The organism is Bradyrhizobium sp. Kon37 (assembly GCF_055807535.1).
The window spans coordinates 116641-133623 of sequence record NZ_JBVVOY010000012.1; the positions used below are offsets into that span (position 1 = coordinate 116641).

General features: G+C 58.9%; 12 protein-coding genes and 2 pseudogenes. 9 read left to right on the forward strand and 5 right to left on the reverse strand.

The window, feature by feature from the left end; genetic code table 11:
• Positions 1 to 21: 21 nt before the first annotated feature.
• Positions 22 to 1131 carry a hypothetical protein gene (locus AC0L3J_RS22220; protein ID WP_456768964.1) on the reverse strand — a complete coding sequence of 370 codons (1110 nt, stop codon included), beginning with the start codon at positions 1129 to 1131 and terminating at the stop codon, positions 22 to 24.
• Positions 1132 to 2753: 1622 nt separating this feature from the next.
• On the opposite strand from AC0L3J_RS22220, the gene AC0L3J_RS22225 reads away from it, so the two are divergent.
• The 8 genes and pseudogenes from AC0L3J_RS22225 to AC0L3J_RS22260 all read left to right on the forward strand — a co-directional run bounded on the left by AC0L3J_RS22225 (position 2754) and on the right by AC0L3J_RS22260 (position 11904).
• Positions 2754 to 3692, forward strand: coding sequence for an ArdC family protein (locus tag AC0L3J_RS22225; protein ID WP_473348301.1), 939 nt, complete (start codon positions 2754 to 2756; stop codon positions 3690 to 3692).
• Between the two features lie 118 nt (positions 3693 to 3810).
• Complete coding sequence (locus AC0L3J_RS22230; RefSeq protein WP_473348302.1) at positions 3811 to 4053, forward strand: hypothetical protein; 243 nt, start codon at positions 3811 to 3813, stop codon at positions 4051 to 4053.
• Positions 4053 to 5114, forward strand: a complete 1062-nt coding sequence (locus tag AC0L3J_RS22235) for a DUF7146 domain-containing protein (protein ID WP_473348303.1) — start codon at positions 4053 to 4055, stop codon at positions 5112 to 5114. Before AC0L3J_RS22230 ends, AC0L3J_RS22235 begins: the two co-directional genes overlap by 1 nt.
• 253 nt (positions 5115 to 5367) lie before the next feature.
• A complete protein-coding gene (locus AC0L3J_RS22240) occupies positions 5368 to 5919 on the forward strand; it encodes a hypothetical protein (protein ID WP_473348304.1) in 552 nt (183 codons plus the stop codon).
• Positions 5920 to 6064: 145 nt separating this feature from the next.
• Positions 6065 to 7246: pseudogene (locus tag AC0L3J_RS22245) on the forward strand (AAA family ATPase); the annotation flags it as partial.
• A gap of 293 nt (positions 7247 to 7539) precedes the next feature.
• Positions 7540 to 8145: a hypothetical protein gene (locus AC0L3J_RS22250; RefSeq protein ID WP_473348305.1), complete on the forward strand. Its 606-nt coding sequence runs from the start codon at positions 7540 to 7542 to the stop codon at positions 8143 to 8145.
• A gap of 163 nt (positions 8146 to 8308) precedes the next feature.
• Positions 8309 to 8956, forward strand: coding sequence for a YncE family protein (locus AC0L3J_RS22255; RefSeq protein WP_473348306.1), 648 nt, complete (start codon positions 8309 to 8311; stop codon positions 8954 to 8956).
• 1241 nt (positions 8957 to 10197) lie between these two features.
• Complete coding sequence (locus AC0L3J_RS22260) at positions 10198 to 11904, forward strand: methyl-accepting chemotaxis protein (RefSeq protein ID WP_473348307.1); 1707 nt, start codon at positions 10198 to 10200, stop codon at positions 11902 to 11904.
• A 305-nt stretch (positions 11905 to 12209) separates the two neighbouring features.
• Here AC0L3J_RS22260 and AC0L3J_RS22265 read toward each other — a convergent pair whose 3' ends face one another.
• Both AC0L3J_RS22265 and AC0L3J_RS22270 read right to left on the reverse strand, forming a co-directional pair.
• Positions 12210 to 12584, reverse strand: a complete 375-nt coding sequence (locus tag AC0L3J_RS22265; RefSeq protein ID WP_473348308.1) for a hypothetical protein — start codon at positions 12582 to 12584, stop codon at positions 12210 to 12212.
• Between the two features lie 57 nt (positions 12585 to 12641).
• Complete coding sequence (locus AC0L3J_RS22270; protein ID WP_473348309.1) at positions 12642 to 13136, reverse strand: alpha/beta hydrolase family protein; 495 nt, start codon at positions 13134 to 13136, stop codon at positions 12642 to 12644.
• A 520-nt stretch (positions 13137 to 13656) separates the two neighbouring features.
• Here AC0L3J_RS22270 and AC0L3J_RS22275 point away from each other — a divergent pair.
• Positions 13657 to 14416 (forward strand): annotated as a pseudogene (locus AC0L3J_RS22275) (IS5 family transposase).
• 435 nt (positions 14417 to 14851) lie between these two features.
• Here the strand turns inward: AC0L3J_RS22275 and AC0L3J_RS22280 are convergent.
• The gene (locus tag AC0L3J_RS22280; RefSeq protein WP_473348310.1) at positions 14852 to 15565 is read right to left on the reverse strand and encodes a class II aldolase/adducin family protein; all 714 of its coding nucleotides are present in this window, start codon (positions 15563 to 15565) and stop codon (positions 14852 to 14854) included.
• Complete coding sequence (locus AC0L3J_RS22285) at positions 15562 to 16980, reverse strand: FGGY family carbohydrate kinase (protein ID WP_473348311.1); 1419 nt, start codon at positions 16978 to 16980, stop codon at positions 15562 to 15564. The genes AC0L3J_RS22280 and AC0L3J_RS22285 overlap by 4 nt, the downstream gene beginning before the upstream one ends.
• Between the last annotated feature and the right edge of the window lie 3 nt (positions 16981 to 16983).

Consider the following 16983-nt stretch of genomic DNA (forward strand, 5'->3'; position numbering starts at 1 on the left):
CTGCCGTCGGCCGACGTGCCTTTATTCCGAGGAGAGATTGGCGTTGAGCCGAATAAGCAGAGATCTTGCCCGCTCCTCGCGACGCTTTTTTGTGGCAATGATCAACTGCCTGCCAGTCCGCTTAGCATAGGTTGGCAGTTGGCGACTTGATCTATGACGGCCAGCCGCGCGCAACTCTGCATCCGTGAGATCGCTGTCGGCGCCTTCAGTAAATCCTCCGTGTCGGAAGGACCGAAAAGAAAGCTCCTGACGTAGGCCAGCCTCTGTGATAATTGTTTTTACCACGCTACGTAGATAGCGGAGATCCTTGCGCGGGGTAATCCATGGTAGCGGGATTGCCGACTGACGATGCGCATGGTCACGCCGGAATACCAGGCCGGAGAGGGTGGTCCTTTTGATCTCGTCAAGTTCCTCCATAAGTTCAGGGAAGAGAGGGGCGCCAGTTTCGTCCGTTAGGGGCCACCAGGCCTCCTCTCCATTCTTCGGATGCACGATTCTGACGCTATTTGGCCGCTCGCTGGGGCGATAGTGCGAAATGTCGAAGGCGCCAAAAACGTGCTGCTCTCGTTGCAGCCACTCCCACGACAGTAGAGCAGCTGTTGCGATCGAGCGGTAATCAAGTCTTCTCGCGGCAGCTCTGAAGGCGACGAGTTCATCCCAAGTTGCGGTCGGTGTGGGCTCTATCGGCCGCCCGGGCGGATGAGATTTTAATCCCATCCGGGAAAACGGATTGGTCGCCGGTACAATCCTTTCTTGAGCACGCTGACCAACGAACCAAGCCCGGCGGCAGGACGCCATAGCCATATTTACATAGCGACGGCGCTCGCGAACGACGACCTCTCCACTGTTTCCGACTTTCGTCACGAACAATAATTTTCGATAAACTGCGTCGACGAACGCTTTGGTGAAATCGGACAGCTGCTTAGACCCAACGCGACTTCCATCTTTCAGCTCGTGATTGGCGAACAGCGCGAGACTTTTTGTGTAGTGCCGCTGTGTAGCGCTTTCGATTTCTGTCCACTTCTGGTGAGCTTGGAAGACGCCGACGAGCCAATCGAACGTGCCGGGTTCGATAGTCGCCGGCACGATGTCGCTTAGACCCCGTGAGTGCCAACTGTCGAACGCCGGCAAGAGAACTTTCTCTACCCGCTCGACGGCACTTGCGTAATCGCAGCCCAGAGCTTCAGGGTTTAAATCGCAGCCCTGTCGACGGGCCCAAGTTGGGGGTTCGAAATAGTAGGCTATTCTATTCTTCGTCAATATTTTGCGGCGACAATACCGAGGCAGACGCGGTGCCTTCCCAAGCGATATCACACCAGGCATAAGAGATCTTCCCCCTGCTTAAGATCTCCTTTTCCGATCGACGCTGCGAAGTGATCCATAGTCGCCTTCGACCAAACTGGCTGGCGCTGGCGCCCTGTTCCGCGAAAGCCGATTGGTGGGGGTGCGTCTCCTCGACTGATCGCGCGCATGAGTTCGCTCGTGTCTACAAAGTCAAGGTAGGCGGCGGCCATGTCCGCCCTCATCATCGTGGGCCAGGTTCTAGCGAGAGGGTAGCGGGCAGGTCGTGCGGTGCGCGGCGAGCCTAAGCGGTTTGATCTCACTGCTGAATGCCCGTGGTGTAACATGTGCTGATTTCACTGACGAGCGAGACGGGATCTGGTCGATCCAGATTGCTCTTCGCCCCTGATCGGGGGAGCGAGAGTTCGGATCGCGGATTAAGCGGAGTGTTACGGCCAAAGAGTTTGCACCTCTACTGCGAAGCGCGGCCGGGCGGGAAAAGGCTGGATTGGCGCGCGAAAAGGAAGCCTTCGGTGTATAGTTCTCCAAGAACGCCAATGTCGCTCGCGAAAGAAAAGGGGAACAGTTGCGGCGCTCCGTTGGCAGGGGCCGGTAGCAGGCAGGCAACTGCTTTGGATGATAGATCAATAGTCTATCCGACAGGTCCGATGGGAGACTTGTATCGAAGCCTTCGGATCGCTTTCGGGCGTCGGAATTTGGACGTGCGGGTTGAACTCAGCAGGCTATGATCGCGGAGGGGCTGAGTACTGTTGGCCGGCCATTGCTCGAGTGGTTCAATTATTGCTCATGTATAGGGACTGAATAGTTGCAGATATCCGTGAGCTGCAGGCCTCTCGTGATGCGCTTGAGCCGGATGGACGATGCAAGGCGGAATGCAACCCGAACTGCGCCGGCATGCGTAAATAGGGACTAAGAGACTTTTCTGCGCGTCGACGAATTCAAGCGACGAAACGAGGTCCTCTGGTCAAGCCTGGCGAGTTTTCCCGTTTGCGCGCGTGCGGCTGCGCCGCAACGGGCTCTTGTGAACCGAGCCGCGCTGCGTCTCGGCCATCCGGCTTCGATCCCTCGCGCAGGGATAGCGGAGCTCCTCGCCGGGGGCACTCGGAAAAGGGGCTCGCCTTGCGGCGACCGCTATCACTGCCCCGTTCCCGGGTGCCGCTATTGAACCGGACTCGTCGCTGCACTCGGACCCGCGTGCCCCTTCGGGTCGCTATGCTCACGCTCTCCGGGTGCCATTTTCCGTTGAGGCGATGCGCGCCTGGCGCACGCCTCGTGGGGCCTGCGGCCCCGGTAGCTCAACTCAATTCCCATGAAGATACGATGGAAGGCGGGCTGCGTCACAGGTCTCGCATTCCTTCAAGTAGGAGGAGAGTCAGAGTGTCGGCCGGGTTTTGCCATGACGGGCTACAGGCTGCGAGAGAGGTTCGCGGTCCCCGTCGCGGAGACCCGCGATGTCCAGATATTATCCTCACGCGCGCACCGGTAAGGACCGGGCCAACCTTTATGACAACATCACCAACAAGATCATCGCCGAGTTGGAGGCTGGCCGAGTGCCGTGGGTCCAGCCTTGGGGCACCGCGGCGGCGAAGGCGCCTTTGGCTTTGCCGAAGAGCGCGGCGTCCGGCCGCCAATACAGCGGCATAAACATTCTAGTTCTATGGGGTGCCGCGACCGAACACGGATTTACAGGCCAGAGCTGGCTTACCTTCCGCCAGGCGCTGTCGCTCGGTGGTCACGTCCGCAAGGGCGAGCGCGGCACGACCGTCGTCTATGCCGACCGATTCGTGCCTGCCTGCGAAAAGCGCCGCGTACATGAAACCGGCGAGGAAGCGCAGGCCATTCCGTTCCTCAAGCATTTTACGGTCTTCAACTGTGATCAATGCGGCGGCTTGCCTCCAGAGATCGCGACGACGGCGCCGCCCCCGCCGCCGGGCCTGATCGAGCCGCAGGTCGAATACCTGATCAAGGCGACCGGCATCGACTTCCGCATCGGCGGCAACCGTGCCTTCTATATGCCGACGGAAGATTATGTGCAGGTGCCGCCTCCGCAGGCCTATTTTGAACCAATCAATTGGCATCGAACGGCTCTCCACGAGCTGGCGCATGCCAGCGGTCATCCGACGCGTCTGAACCGTGACCTGTCAGGCAACTACGGTACCAAGAAGTATGCCTTCGAGGAGCTGGTTGCGGAAATCTCGTCTGCGTTCAGTTGCGCCTCGCTCGGCATCGTGCCGACGGTGCGGCATGCCGACTACATCGGCTCATGGCTTGAAGTCTTGCGCGAGGACAATCGCGCCATTATCCGGGCTGCTTCCAAGGCCAGCAAGGTTGCCGATTATCTCCTTGGCTTTCTTCCAGAACCCGTCGGCGTCATGCCGACGGAGGACTAGCAGGCGGCGTGAGGCTCTGCTCGGTGGCTGCGGCACAAGAGTAAGAGGGACAGGGTCGTTTCCGTGACGGGTTGGAGGCCGAGAGAAAGGCTCCCGGCTGCCCGTCGTGGAGCATCGCATGCCAAAAGCTGTCCAAAAAATTAAGTCGGCCGATGTCGGAATGATCCGTGGAAAGCGCATCGAAGTGTCGGGATCCAAGTCCAAGATGCGCAAGAGCTTGCGAGGGGACGGCCTCTTTGAAGAGATCATCTTCTGTCAGCTCCTCATGTTCGTGCGGATGGGCGCAAGTGGCATAGAGATGCCGTCGAAGGTACGCGACCGGTATCCGGTCGAAGGTGCCGTTTGGCAGGAGGCGGCCTGATGTCCCGCCAAGCTTGCGAGCTGGCACGCCGCCTCGCGCGCGAGGCGGAGGCGGTATGCCGACACTATCTCTCCAATGGCAAGCGGATGGGGCGGTATTGGGTGGTCGGCGACGTCTACAACAACCCGGGCCGCTCACTATTTGTGCGGCTCCAGGAATCGCCGAAGGGAGCGGCGGGTAAGTGGACCGATGCCGCAACCGGCGCGCATGGTGATCTTCTCGACATCATCCGCGAAACTCTGGCTCTGCGACACTTTCGTGAGGTCGCCGAGGAGGCGAGGCGCTTTTTGAACCTGCCTCGTTCTGAGCAGAAGCCCGCCCCAAGACCTATTCCCCCAGCCGTACCGCCCGGATCGCAGGTAGCCGCCAGTCGGCTCTTTGCGATATCCAGCCCGATCGAGGGGACACTGGCTGAAACGTACCTGCAGCGCCGCGGAATAACCCGCGTCCACCATGATGGCAGCCTGCGCTTCCACCCACGTTGCTACTATCGGCCCGACGAGCATTTGCCGACTGAAACCTGGCCGGCGATGATCGCCCGCGTCACGGATCTTGACGGTCGGATCACCGGCGTGCACCGGACTTGGCTCGATCCGGATGGCTTTGATGGTGTTCGGCTCGGCAAGGCTCCGGTCGACACGCCACGACGGGCCATGGGCGGTCTTCTCGGCAATGCCGTTCGGTTCGGCGTGGTGGACAACGTGCTCGCTGCCGGCGAGGGTATAGAGACGATGCTTTCGTTGCGCTGCGTGCTGCCGACCTTGCCTATGGCTGCTGCACTCTCGGCCAATCACCTCTCAGCCATGCTGCTGCCGTCTAGCCTGCGCCGGTTCTACATTGCGCGCGATGCCGATGCCGCCGGTGATGCGGTGCTGGCAATTCTCAGCCAGCGGGCAGCAAACGCCGGCATTGAAGTGGTCGTGCTGTCGCCCCGGCTGGGCGACTTCAACGAAGATCTGCATGTCTTCGGTCTCGAAGCCCTCCGAGCAGCGCTGCGGTTTCAGCTTGTGCCAGAGGATAGCGTTCGCTTCCTGCATTCGTCGACGGTGGCCGCGGAATAGCTCCCGGTCTTCGATCGACGTTGATGGGCCGGTCATCTATGTCGTAGTTCCTGAGCAACGCGTTATCCCATCGAAAGCACCAGCCTCCGCCACCCTGGGATCCGTTTTCAGCGACAGGCGCTTCTGGCGGATAGCCCCGTTGTCGGCGACTTGCGTTGGTTCAGCTTGGTCGCTGCAGGGATTGTGGGCATCACCGTGGCTTGCAGACGTGGAGGGCCTCGATCGCGCAGGCCTCGTCAGACAGCTGTTCATAATGTCGATCGTACTCAGCGGCGGTGCCTGGTTGTTCGGCATGACGATCCATCACGTCAAACGAACAGGTCTCACGGCTGAGACGATATTCGCGATGGTGGCCATGCTATTTATCGCAGCCGAGCTAGCCTTGATCCTGCGAGTACCTCTGCCGTCCATCTTGCCCTGGTCGGTTGTCGCAATCATCGGAACGGCAACTGTGGTCAGCTTTGCCGTGATAGCTGATTACTTTCCGTCGGAGCTTGCCGGCCGTGCCAATGGCGCCTTGAACGTCTTGCACTTTGGTTGGGCATTTCTGGCACAATATGCGACCGGACTGATCCTGGAGCAATGGTCCACGAACGATGGCCATAGGTCGATCTTGGCTTATCAAGTCGCGTTCAGTCTCAACGTAGCGCTGCAGATCGCGGCGTTGGTTTGGTTCGGGCTACCTCGGATCCAATCCTTTGCTTGCTGGATGAATTCAGTCCCTTCCACCATGCCGGTCAGCGCTTTCGACGTGGTCGAAGCAAGCATTCTCTGCGAGCAATCGGACGGCGAGGTGGAGTGGTGACCCGCGCGACCTAAGCGCCACTCTCCGTCGTGACGAGGCTGTTGAGGCGTCGCTTCGCGCCGGTCGCGATGGATTCTGCCATCGCCTGCGGAAAATCTTTCGGCAGCTTCGCAATCGTTGCGTCGATCTTCGTGCCAGCCGTACGGTCGACAATGACCTGAAGGGCTACATCAATTGGGTCGACGGAAAAATAGCAGAGCTTAAGGGAACTGCCCCCGCTGCTGGATCTCCGAACATCGCCTTCTTCCCGGACGATACGGACCTTTCGACCCTATCGCAGGCGGTGTTGGAAGCCGAAATGGCGAGGCTGGAAAAGCTGGTCAGCTCCGACAAGGAGACGCAACGGCAATACACCGCGCTGTCCGGTCGCATCGCCACGGAGACCGCCGCGATGCAGACGCTCGCCGGCAAGCTGGAAGACAGCAAGGGTGCCAAAGATCGAGCGCGGGATCTTCAGACGCAGCGCGAGGAAGCCTATGGCAGGGCCTTCGACGCACTGGTTGCCGAGCAAACGGTCTTGGAGGATTTATATGGGCCGCTGATGGCACGCTTGGCGGCAGCATCTGGGACGTTGAAAAAGCTGTCGTTCTCTGTGGCGCGGGTCGCCAACGTCGCGCAATGGGCGGCGCAGGCGGAGGATGGGCTGATCGATCTCCGGAAGAGCGGGGCGTTCAGGGGCAAGGGCACGCTGCTTCAACGCGCGAACGAGGTCCTGAAACAGGCATGGGAGACGGGTTCATCTGCCGGGGTCGTATCGGCAATGAAAGAGTTTCGTCGCCTCTATCAGAAGGAATTGCTCGACCACTCGCCGGTCGCTCATACCGAGCAGGTGGAATTCCGGGCTTGGTCGAAACGATTCGCTCAATGGTTGTTCAGCACGGACCACATCGATATTCACTATGGCATCGAGTATGACGGGGTCGATATCCGCAAACTGTCGCCCGGCACCCGCGGCATCGTGCTTCTGCTCCTCTACCTGGCACTCGACGACGGTGACGGCAGGCCCCTGATCATCGACCAGCCGGAGGAAAACCTTGATCCCAAATCCGTCTTCGAGGAGTTGGTGGGGCTGTTCATTGAAGCCAAATCGAACCGCCAAGTGATCATGGTGACGCACAACGCGAATCTGGTGATCAATACCGACGCCGATCAGATCATCATCGCCGAATCCGGGCCGCACCCACATGGTGCGTTGCCGCCGATCACGTACCAGTCCGGGGGGCTGGAGAACGCTGATATCCGAAAAGCGGTGTGCGACATACTGGAGGGTGGTGAAGGTGCCTTCCAGGAAAGGGCTCGCAGGCTGCGGGTCCGATGGGAGCGATAAGGGAGTTGGCTCGTCGACATTTGTCGGCGGATCAGTACGACGTCACTTTGCCGCGACGCTGGCTTCGTTCATTTCGGTGAGGGTGCCGTCCAAACGGTGAAATTGTGCTGGCGTCATGCTCATCGACCAAGATGGAGCCGACGCAAGAACGTGCGGGCGGTCACAAGCTGGAGCGACAATTAGGCCTTCGGCAACCGGCGACCTTAGGTATGCGCGCTGCTCTTTACCGTCGACGCCGGGGAGATCGCAGAATTTGGCGCGGGTAGCACGGTGAAAGGAGGCCTCGATGGAAGATGAGGGCGCGGCGCCAGAAGAACGACCGGATTTGGAACGTCTGGATTTTGCCGAACTTGACCGAGCGGGACGCGAACGAGGTCAGAAACGCGATCGCGCGCGGGGAAAACTTCCATGGCTACATCCCGGCGGAGAGCCTCGGCTTCATCATCCGCAACTATCGGATACTCGCCCCAATGGGAGCTCTCGAGGCGGCATGGTTGGACGCCTACGTGCACTCATCTCATTTTTGCGAGCACGGCTTATCGGTGGTCAAATCCGTATTCGATGCGTGCAATCGGGAGCGTCTCTGCATGCTCAAGCCGTTGGGCCAGGCGCTAACTTTTGAAAAGGAGAGCCGGCTCACGTTGTTCCGGGGGTGCGCAGGACAGGCGCACAGCATGGGCATGTCGTGGACGCCATCGCTCGATAAAGCGATCTGGTACGCAGCACATCACGTTGAATACTATGATCTTGCGAATCCAGCGGTCTATGTCGCGACCGTGCCTATGGCGGAGATTTACTGCCGCCTGGACCATTATGATGATGACTTCATCGTTTATCCTAGCAATGCTTGGCGTGTCGACGTGCCGGTCGAGGAATTCCGCCTCGATCGGCCGCGCTGACGGTACTTTGCAGACGGTGATCGAACACGGCGCCGGCCGCTTCAAGTGCTACAATCGACCGAATGATGCCGATAGCTGGCGAAACCACAAAAATATTTCTGCGATGATTTTCCCTCTGAAATCAAAAGTGTAACTTTTTGGCGGACCCGTCGTCGGAATATGTTTGGCCGCAGAAAAAATTGCGGAGGAATCTCAATATGCTATGTGCGATTTGAACAATCGCGTGGGATTTAATCCCACCGGGGCCGCCTTCACCCCGGATGGGACACGTGCCTACGTGACGGATACCAACTCCGACGACGTCAAGGTGATCGATACGGCCAGCCAAACTGTCGTCGCCACGATCAATATCCCTGCTGGTATCCCCGTGCTCGTGGTCATTGCCCCCGATGGAAAACGCGCGTACGTCGCGAGTTTCTTCGGCGCCACTGTCTCCGTGATCGACACCGCCACTAATGTAGTGGTAGCCACGGTGCCGGTGCCTGGCCCGCACGCCATAGCCGTCGGCCCGGACGGGAAACATGTCTATGTGACGAGCTATTCGAACTATGCTTTGTCGGTGATCGATCCGGCGATAAACCAGGTAGTGGCGAGGCTCGAGCTGAGTTTGCAACCCGAGGGAATGGCGATCACGCCAGACGGGCGATACATCTATATTGCGACTCCAATGAATGGCAGTATTTCGGTAATCAAAACGGCACCCCTTAGAGTGGTCGCCCCGGTGCCGGTGCCGACTGACGGCCATGGGTCGGGCCTTATGACGATCGCTATTATGCCTTGGAGTGGGCCGCACCCTGGCCGAACTCCCTGACCGTTCCTAAGATGACGCCGCAGCACTAGCTGGCGGGCTTTTCGAACGTGTTCGCGGAGCCGCTGGCATGCTCGCGCAAGGCGAGTGCTCCGGCTGAGGCTTTTTCTTGGACCCAACCTCACGATCTCGAACGGCCGCATCAGCCTCGTCCTGTCACCGGACATCAAGGCGACACTTCTTGGCGGTTCAAGGAACCAGCCCGCGGATAGCTACGGTGGAAAGCTACGACTCTGGTGTGCTCACTAGGGTGCGTACTCGATAGCTGTTGCGCTTCGAAATGCGGATCAGCCGGTCGATGTTGGCCGCTTTCGATGCCTACGTGGACAAGCGTATCCGCAGACTAGAGGCGCGCTATGACAGGTTGCGCAGAACTAAGACGAGCTAGCTCTGCGAAGTGGCACGGGAATACTCGCGTGACTTCGTGCCCATCCACCATCAATGCCGAGGAGGGCCATAGGTGGCAAATCGTCAAGAAGTAGGGTGAGGCAGGCAGCGCCAGCTACAGCGGGTCGTGGGTCTAGATGAGCGTCATCTCCCGACGTGGGCTACCCCAGAACGATGGTGTCGACTCTCAGGCACGGAAGGCACCTGTAAGCATACACTGCCGGTAGGTTTACAATCGCTGGCAGCGTCGCGAGGTAATCCATTGGCTGCCTGCATTTCCTGCAAATGAGGATCGGTGGGCTGCCCCGCCCCTCGCTGCGCGTCATCCGAAATGGTCCCAAAAGTCGGCAGGGTAGTTCCCTTTATACGGCTGCGCATGTCCGGTGGAGTACCGGGGACTATCGGAAATTGGCACATCCGGTCAGCTGGCTACATGCGGCTGCTTTGGACGTACAGCCTGGCAAGGGGCGTTCAGAATCCAAGCGCTGCATGGGGCAGGGGGAATTGTTCGCGTTTGCTACCGGCTACGCCCAGCCCGGGGCGCGCCCCCCTGCGGTGCCCGTGCTCGATGGCATCAGCACTACGAACTCCGCGGCGGACTTAGCGAGGTAGCCAAGCTGTTGTGCGGCTGCTCACAATCCATAGCAGCACCAGGGTTCGATGTCGGCTACCGGCGGCGCAGCGGACGCGGAGCGCCGCTCGCTTTGCCCCCCGCTGGTGACCTACCGTGCTCTTAAAGCCGAACACCTGTTCGATTGTCCGTACTCCTACGGGGCGACAACTTAACGCATCATGTATGTCGCGAATGCTAATGATCTTCCAATTCAGGCGGTAAGTCTGAAATAGGGGAAACTCAGATGTCGTTGCTGTCTCGAATCAAGATCATCACAAAAGTTCTTGCAGTGATCGTAATTCTTGCCACGGTAGCTATCGGCACCAGTTGGCTCGGCATTCGCGCCATGGGCGTGATGAATGACGACGCTGAGACCATGGCGTCCACGGCGAAGAAAGCCTTAGAGGCAGCGAGAGCCAGCACCAGCCTTATCTCGCTCAGTAGCGCTGAATTTCAGATAGCCCTCGACCCCCGGCCGGAGAACCGTGCTGCAGTACGCAAGATTGTTGATGATCAATTAAAGCTGTTCAACGATCGCATCGAGAATGTCAGCAAGACGCGTGATGAGAAGACTAGAGCGCTGCTGCCGGCAATCAGGGAAGCAATGGCTGCGTACGAAAAGAGCCTTGAAAACACGATACGTCTTGCAGCCGAATCAAAAGACGTTCAATTGACGGAGCAGATCGAACGTTTGCGCGCGGCAGCTACGCAAAGCCAAGTTATTGCTCAAAAGCTGCGAAGCGAGATGCGGGCCGCTGCAGAACAGCTTAACCATCGGGTTGATGAATTCGCGCAACAGGCCGCGGAAGAATATCACTCCACCTCGCGTCAACTGATGATCATTGCCGCCATTGGAATATTCGTCGGAACGTTAGGCGGATGGTTCATCGGTCAGTTTGGCATTGTAAAGCCGATTAACGTGCTCAAAGGTGTGATGGAGACCTTAGCGCGAAATGACCTGCGCACCGAAATCCCCGGTACCGAGCGCCAGGACGAACTCGGCGATATGGCTCGTACAGTAGAGATCTTCAAAAAGAACGGCCTTGAGGTTGAACGTATGCGGGGCGAGCAGCAGGCAATGGAGAAGCGCAGCGCAGAACAACGGAAAGCCGATATGTATAAGCTGGCTGACGATTTCGAAGGAGCGGTGGGTGAAATCATTGAGACAGTGTCGTCGGCTTCTACCGAACTGGAGGCGTCCGCTGGAACGCTGACTAAGACCGCCGAGCGGGCGCAGGAGGTTACCACTACAGTTGCTGCTGCTTCCGAAGAGGCTTCTACAAACGTACAGTCCGTCGCGTCAGCGACTGAAGAAATGGCTTCATCGGTCAATGAAATTAGCCGTCAAGTGCAGGAATCTGCCAGACTGGCCAATGAGGCGGTGGATCAGGCTCGAAAGACCAACGATCGCGTCGGCGAGCTGTCGAAGGCAGCAGCGCGCATCGGCGATGTTGTCGAGCTGATCAACACCATTGCCGGCCAGACCAACCTGCTGGCGCTCAACGCCACCATAGAGGCGGCACGCGCCGGCGACGCGGGTCGGGGCTTCGCAGTAGTGGCGTCAGAGGTGAAAGCTCTTGCCGAGCAGACCGCGAAGGCAACAGGCGAGATTGGCCAGCAGATATCAGGTATCCAGGCGGCCACTCAGGAATCGGTAGGGGCAATTAAGGAGATCAGCGGCACCATCGAGAAGCTTTCAGAAATCTCCTCAACCATTGCCTCTGCTGTTGAAGAGCAGGGGGCAGCGACACAGGAGATATCCCGAAACGTACAGCAGGCAGCTCAGGGCACCCAGCAGGTCTCCTCTAATATCACCGACGTGCAGCGTGGCGCGGGCGAAACGGGGGCCGCGTCGTCCCAGGTTCTCTCGGCAGCACAATCTTTGTCACGAGACAGCAACCGGCTAAAGCTTGAGGTCGGCAAATTCCTCCATTCAGTGCGCGCCGCCTGATGCTTTTGGCCCGTTTCGGACGGATTGCGTCGGTACCTCTATGTCCGCTGTTCGGCGTGAGCCGGGAACTGACAGGGGTGCCGGATAGCCGGTCCAGCTCTGTACACGATCAGCCAATTGACTCAGGTTGCCCTGAACAATGAACAATCTTGCCTTGCTGAAGGCAGAGCTTCTGAAATGCAGATCGGAATTGGAAGCGCTTGAGCGAGAGGTTCGGCACGCTTCATACAATAGTCCGAGCGGTCTGCCTGAGATTAAGCGAGCTTCGGAACGGATGCGCGACATTGCGGCTAGAGTTGATGCCCTTACTCGAGCCATTGCTCGAGGCGACCTTGGCAGTAAGCATTGAAAGGCTTTCCAGAGACTGCCTTTTGCGTCGATGGGGCAAACGTCCTTATGGCGCCGGTCTTGAGCAATGCGAAGAAGTAAGTTGGTGACGTCGCCCTCGATAAGGCTTCTGAGACCGAGCTGCGGAAGCGGCTGAAGCCGCTGATCAGGAAGACGCAGCTGTATGCGAAGCGCGTCGCGCCCCGGCGAGGTGACCGACTGGAAATAGTTGCGGGCGGCCATTTGCCCGACGAGCGCGCTGGGAAGTTCGATAGCTTCAGCGCGTTCGTCCAGGCGCAGCGGCCGGTCCAGCACGGCACCGTGATGATCTTCGACCAGGCCGGCTCGATCATTGCGCATCCGGTACGGAGGTCCGAGATGTGCCGGGAGCCGACTTGTTCTCCAGAGCCTTAGCGGTAGCGGTCAGTTGCCTTCAGGCAGTTGCTCATGGAAAATCGCGCGACGCTCACGTTAAATTCGCGATGGAACGCTGACCTATCAAATCCATCGGGCTTGTCGGTGCAGGGGCGAGGCAGCGCGGCCGTGAGTTGCGGCGAGCATGGCGCTAGGAACGCAAAGTGGCTAGCAGGCACGTTGTGAATTTCCGGCGTGCCGGGCAGCGCATGGGCAACCCGCGCGGTGCCTTGCGGATCGATAATCCCGATTCCGACCTCCGCTCGCCAGAACTGCACCAGAATCTTGATCGCGGCGAGATTTGATTGCGTGAAGAAGGCTGATACCGGATCGACGATCACACCGGCGCGAATGCGCGCATCCCGCGCTACAGCGGGAATGACGTCGGTACGAAGTTGCTCGCAGATTTTCGACGCATCCGTGCAGCCTTGCGCATAACGGTCGAAGTCCGGTACTGCGCCGATCAGCGCCAGACCAGTGTAACCACCCATAGGAGTCCGAACAGTCCGATTCTTGTCGGATCGACAACGGCCTTATCTTTCCAGTCATGCAGCATAAAATCGAGCAGACGGACCATGTCTGCTGGGCGCGACAAGAAAGTCGACAGATCGTATTTCTTCGAAGAGTCCTTCGCGCTGTCCCCGGATGATTGATTGCCGCGACGACAAATCCGGTATCAGCTAGCGCAACTGCTGTATCATGATGCCCACCGAACCATCCGACATTACCATGGGAGACGATGACTAGCGGCAGCTTCGCACCAGTAACCCGGCAATCCTTCACGCCGATGAGATCATAATCGAGGCCCACCCCTAGATCGCCGAGCTCAACATCTTTCGGTTGGGCCTTGCATGGATACCAGATCGCGCCCGACAAGTTCGGGCCATGGTTGAAAAGCTGGATACCAGCGGCGTCGGCGGAACAAGCCGAGCAAAGAACCACAACAACTAAACACCAAAAGGCCTTGCGCAAATAAGCCCCCCGATCTTCGTCCAACCCGGAGCTCGAATCATGCGCTACGAACTCAGCGACTACGAATGGACGGCCATCAAACCAATGCTGCCCAACAAGCCGCGCGGCGTTCGGCGGGTAAATGACCGTCGCGTGCTCAATGGCATCTTTTGGGTTCTGCGCTCAGGCGCTCCTGGCGCGACCTGCCAGAGACCTATGGTCCCCGCACCACCTGTTAGAATCGCTTCGTTCGGTGGCGGCGGGCTGGCGTCTCGGACCAGATCATGGATGCGCTTGCCGCCGGTCATGACGCGGCGGTGCAGATGATCGATACTTCCGTCGTGCGCGTGCACCAGCACGGTGCCAGTGTCGGGGCAACAATCATCAGGATATGGGTCGCTCGCGGGGTGGCCTGACCAGCAAGCTTCACGCGGTCGTGGACACCAATGGCTTGCCGGTCCATCTCGCCCTCACGCCGGGTGAGGCGCACGACAACCGGCTGTGCTCGATTCTCCTCAGCGCCTTGGTTCCACAAACGATGTTGCTCGCGGATCGCGGCTACGACGCCGACTGGATCAGGGAGCTTGCTCGCCAGCAAGGAGCATGGGCGAACATTCCGCCGAAACGAAATCGCAAAGACCCGATCTGCTTCAGCCCGTATCTGTATCGCGCACGCAACCTGATCGAACGGTTCTTCAACAAGATTAAGCAATGTAGGCGTGTCGCGACCCGATACGACAAGCTTGCAGCCAACTATCTGGCATTCATCAAACTCGCATCAATCCGGATTTGGCTACGCGCTAATGAGTCCACGCCCTAGAAAAGAGTATCATCGAAAACAACCGCCGAAAAGCCAAGTGCGGCGAAGGGCAGACGCAGGCGGGTCAGGTCCGGTGTGACGACGATGCTCCCCAAAATGCACGCGAGCGCTGTTGTAGTTACGTTGGACCCCGAGCGAGGTCAGTACCCAGCGTGCCGCATGCCCCATGCTGGCTAGAAAGGGAACGGCAGCATGAGTGACGACATGAGAAGAAGCTGCCGAAGGTGACGGCGGCGTATCCTGCTGCAATTGCGCGGGGCAGATCGTCAAACTAAGTCGTTGATCTGTTGAGCGGTGAAGGAGGCAAGCCTGATTGTTCGCGCACGTCTTCTGCGCGAGGGCCGTGACGGTCAAACCCGTACATCCGGCGTCGGCCTTCGTTCTGCGTGGCCGGTGCTGACCGAATTTGGTGGCAGCTGTCCGTGAAATCCACCATCAATGTGCTGTCCATTTCGAGTCCGGTAGGGCGCGCGGAACATCGCCGACGTCGTCAAGGTCAGGAGCCTGGCCGTATCCCATGCGTTTCATCTGCTCATGTACCTGCGCCATTTCAGCATCGCTGAGGCGCGGCGGCTCGCAGATAGCCAACGCATGGACATACATCTTCGCCAGCGTCTCCACCTCCAAGGCGAGCCAAAGCGCCTTTTCAAACGTCTGGGCCGTCACGATCAGGCCGTGATGACCAAGTAGGCAAGCGTTGCGATCTTCGAGAGCCTTGAGGGCGTAGTCCGATAGTGCCTGTGTGCCGAAACAAGCATAAGGCGCACAGCGAACATCGTTGCCACCCGCAACTGCGACCATGTAGTGGAAGCAGGGAATGCCACGCTGGTGCACGGCGAGAATCGTGCTGAAGGTGGAATGCGTATGCAGCACGACGTTGACGTCCGCGCGTGCGCGCAGAATATCGCGATGAAACCGCCATTCGGATGAAGGACGATGGTTGCCCTGGTAGTTCGCGGCAAAATCCATCGCGACAACGTCCTCTGGCTGCATCCAATCGTAGGACATACTGGTAGGCGTGATCAGCATGCCGTTTGGAATTCGGTGCGAAAGATTGCCAGATGTGCCCTGATTAAGACCGTTTCGATTCATCTCTCGGCAGGTATGGACAATACCTTGGCGGAGATCGGCATGATTGTGGTCCGTCATGAGGTGGGCTCCGAGAAAGCGATCCAGGACTGGTAGGCGGTGGAAAGGCCGCGAGGCTCGAACCCATCGTTGCTAAGCGATGTGACGGCTTCAAGTACTACGCTCGAAACCGGCTGCGTACGCGAGAATCGCCGCCACAGCAGCGCAGCGCCAAGCGCCGTTCCGTGCGGTGATTGACTCACCCTGACGCTTTGCCAGGGTCGCAACGTCGCAATGCAGCGGGCGAAGGGCAAATTCGCCGCAAAGCCACCATCGATGACTATGCATTTTGAGCTCTCAAGTGCATCAAGGCAGCGGTTTGCGCTGAACGCTGCGTAGAGAAGTGCCAATGCCTGCCATTCGGCAGGCGTCTCGGGAGACGGTCCGATGACCCGTCCACGGCGAGCAGCGCCCGGAAATAACCCATCGTCGCCAATGAAGGAGGGGAGCGCCAGGGTCCCCCTCGACAGCAGGGCCGTCAACGCGGCAAGGACGGCTGCATCAGAAGCACGATGTTCCCCGCGGATCAGGTCGTATTCGCGGCCGGTCGCGATCAATGTCGAAGGTGCATTCTCGCCATCGACATCGATATTGAGCACCATCGCGCGCGCGCGATCGAGTTTGTCCAGGGAGAGGTCGCGCTGAAATCCGATCATCCAGGTTCCGGTCGATAGGATCGAGGCATCGGCCATGCCGGCAGCCTTGTAGCGAAACAGGTTGGCGTTGGAATCATGCACGCCACAGAGGATCTCGGTCGATTGCGCCAGGCCAGTGCGCCTGGCTACGGATTCCGAAACCGTCCCTAGCACCTCACCGGCGGGTACGCATTCGGGCAGCAGATGGCTCCAACCGCGCTTGCGCATAAGAGAGGAAGGCTGATGGTGGACGAGGTCCCAGATATGGCTCTGAGCCGCGAGCTGCGAGATTTCACTGGCCGCACGTCCGCCAAGCCGCAAGGCGAAAAACTGCGCAGTGGTCAGATAGGTTTTTGCGCGGGCGAATTCGACGGGACATGCGCTTTCCTGCCACAGCAGCTGCTTTCCGAGCCGCATCGCGCCGCCAATTCCGCAAAACACCTCATCGTAACCCGGCGCGATCCGGGCATAGGCTTCATCGATTTCGGGCGGACAGACGGCATCATAGTCCATCATCGGCAGCACTGGCGCATCGCCATCGACGAGAACCGCGCCGCATCCATGCGCGGCCACTATCACGGCGCCGATGGCATGACGTTGAGACACGTTGGCAAGGGCATCGAGAAACCATTCCTCTAGCCCGGCAAGATCATAGGCGAGGTACAGGCCCTGAGTCATCGGCACGTTCGGAATCGCATGCGTTTCGAGGGGCCACCCGTCGTCACTCGCTACCAACAGCTTGAGACTGGTCTTGCCAATGTCGAGTACCGCGATAGTGGGCGAGACGATCGAACTAATCATCGC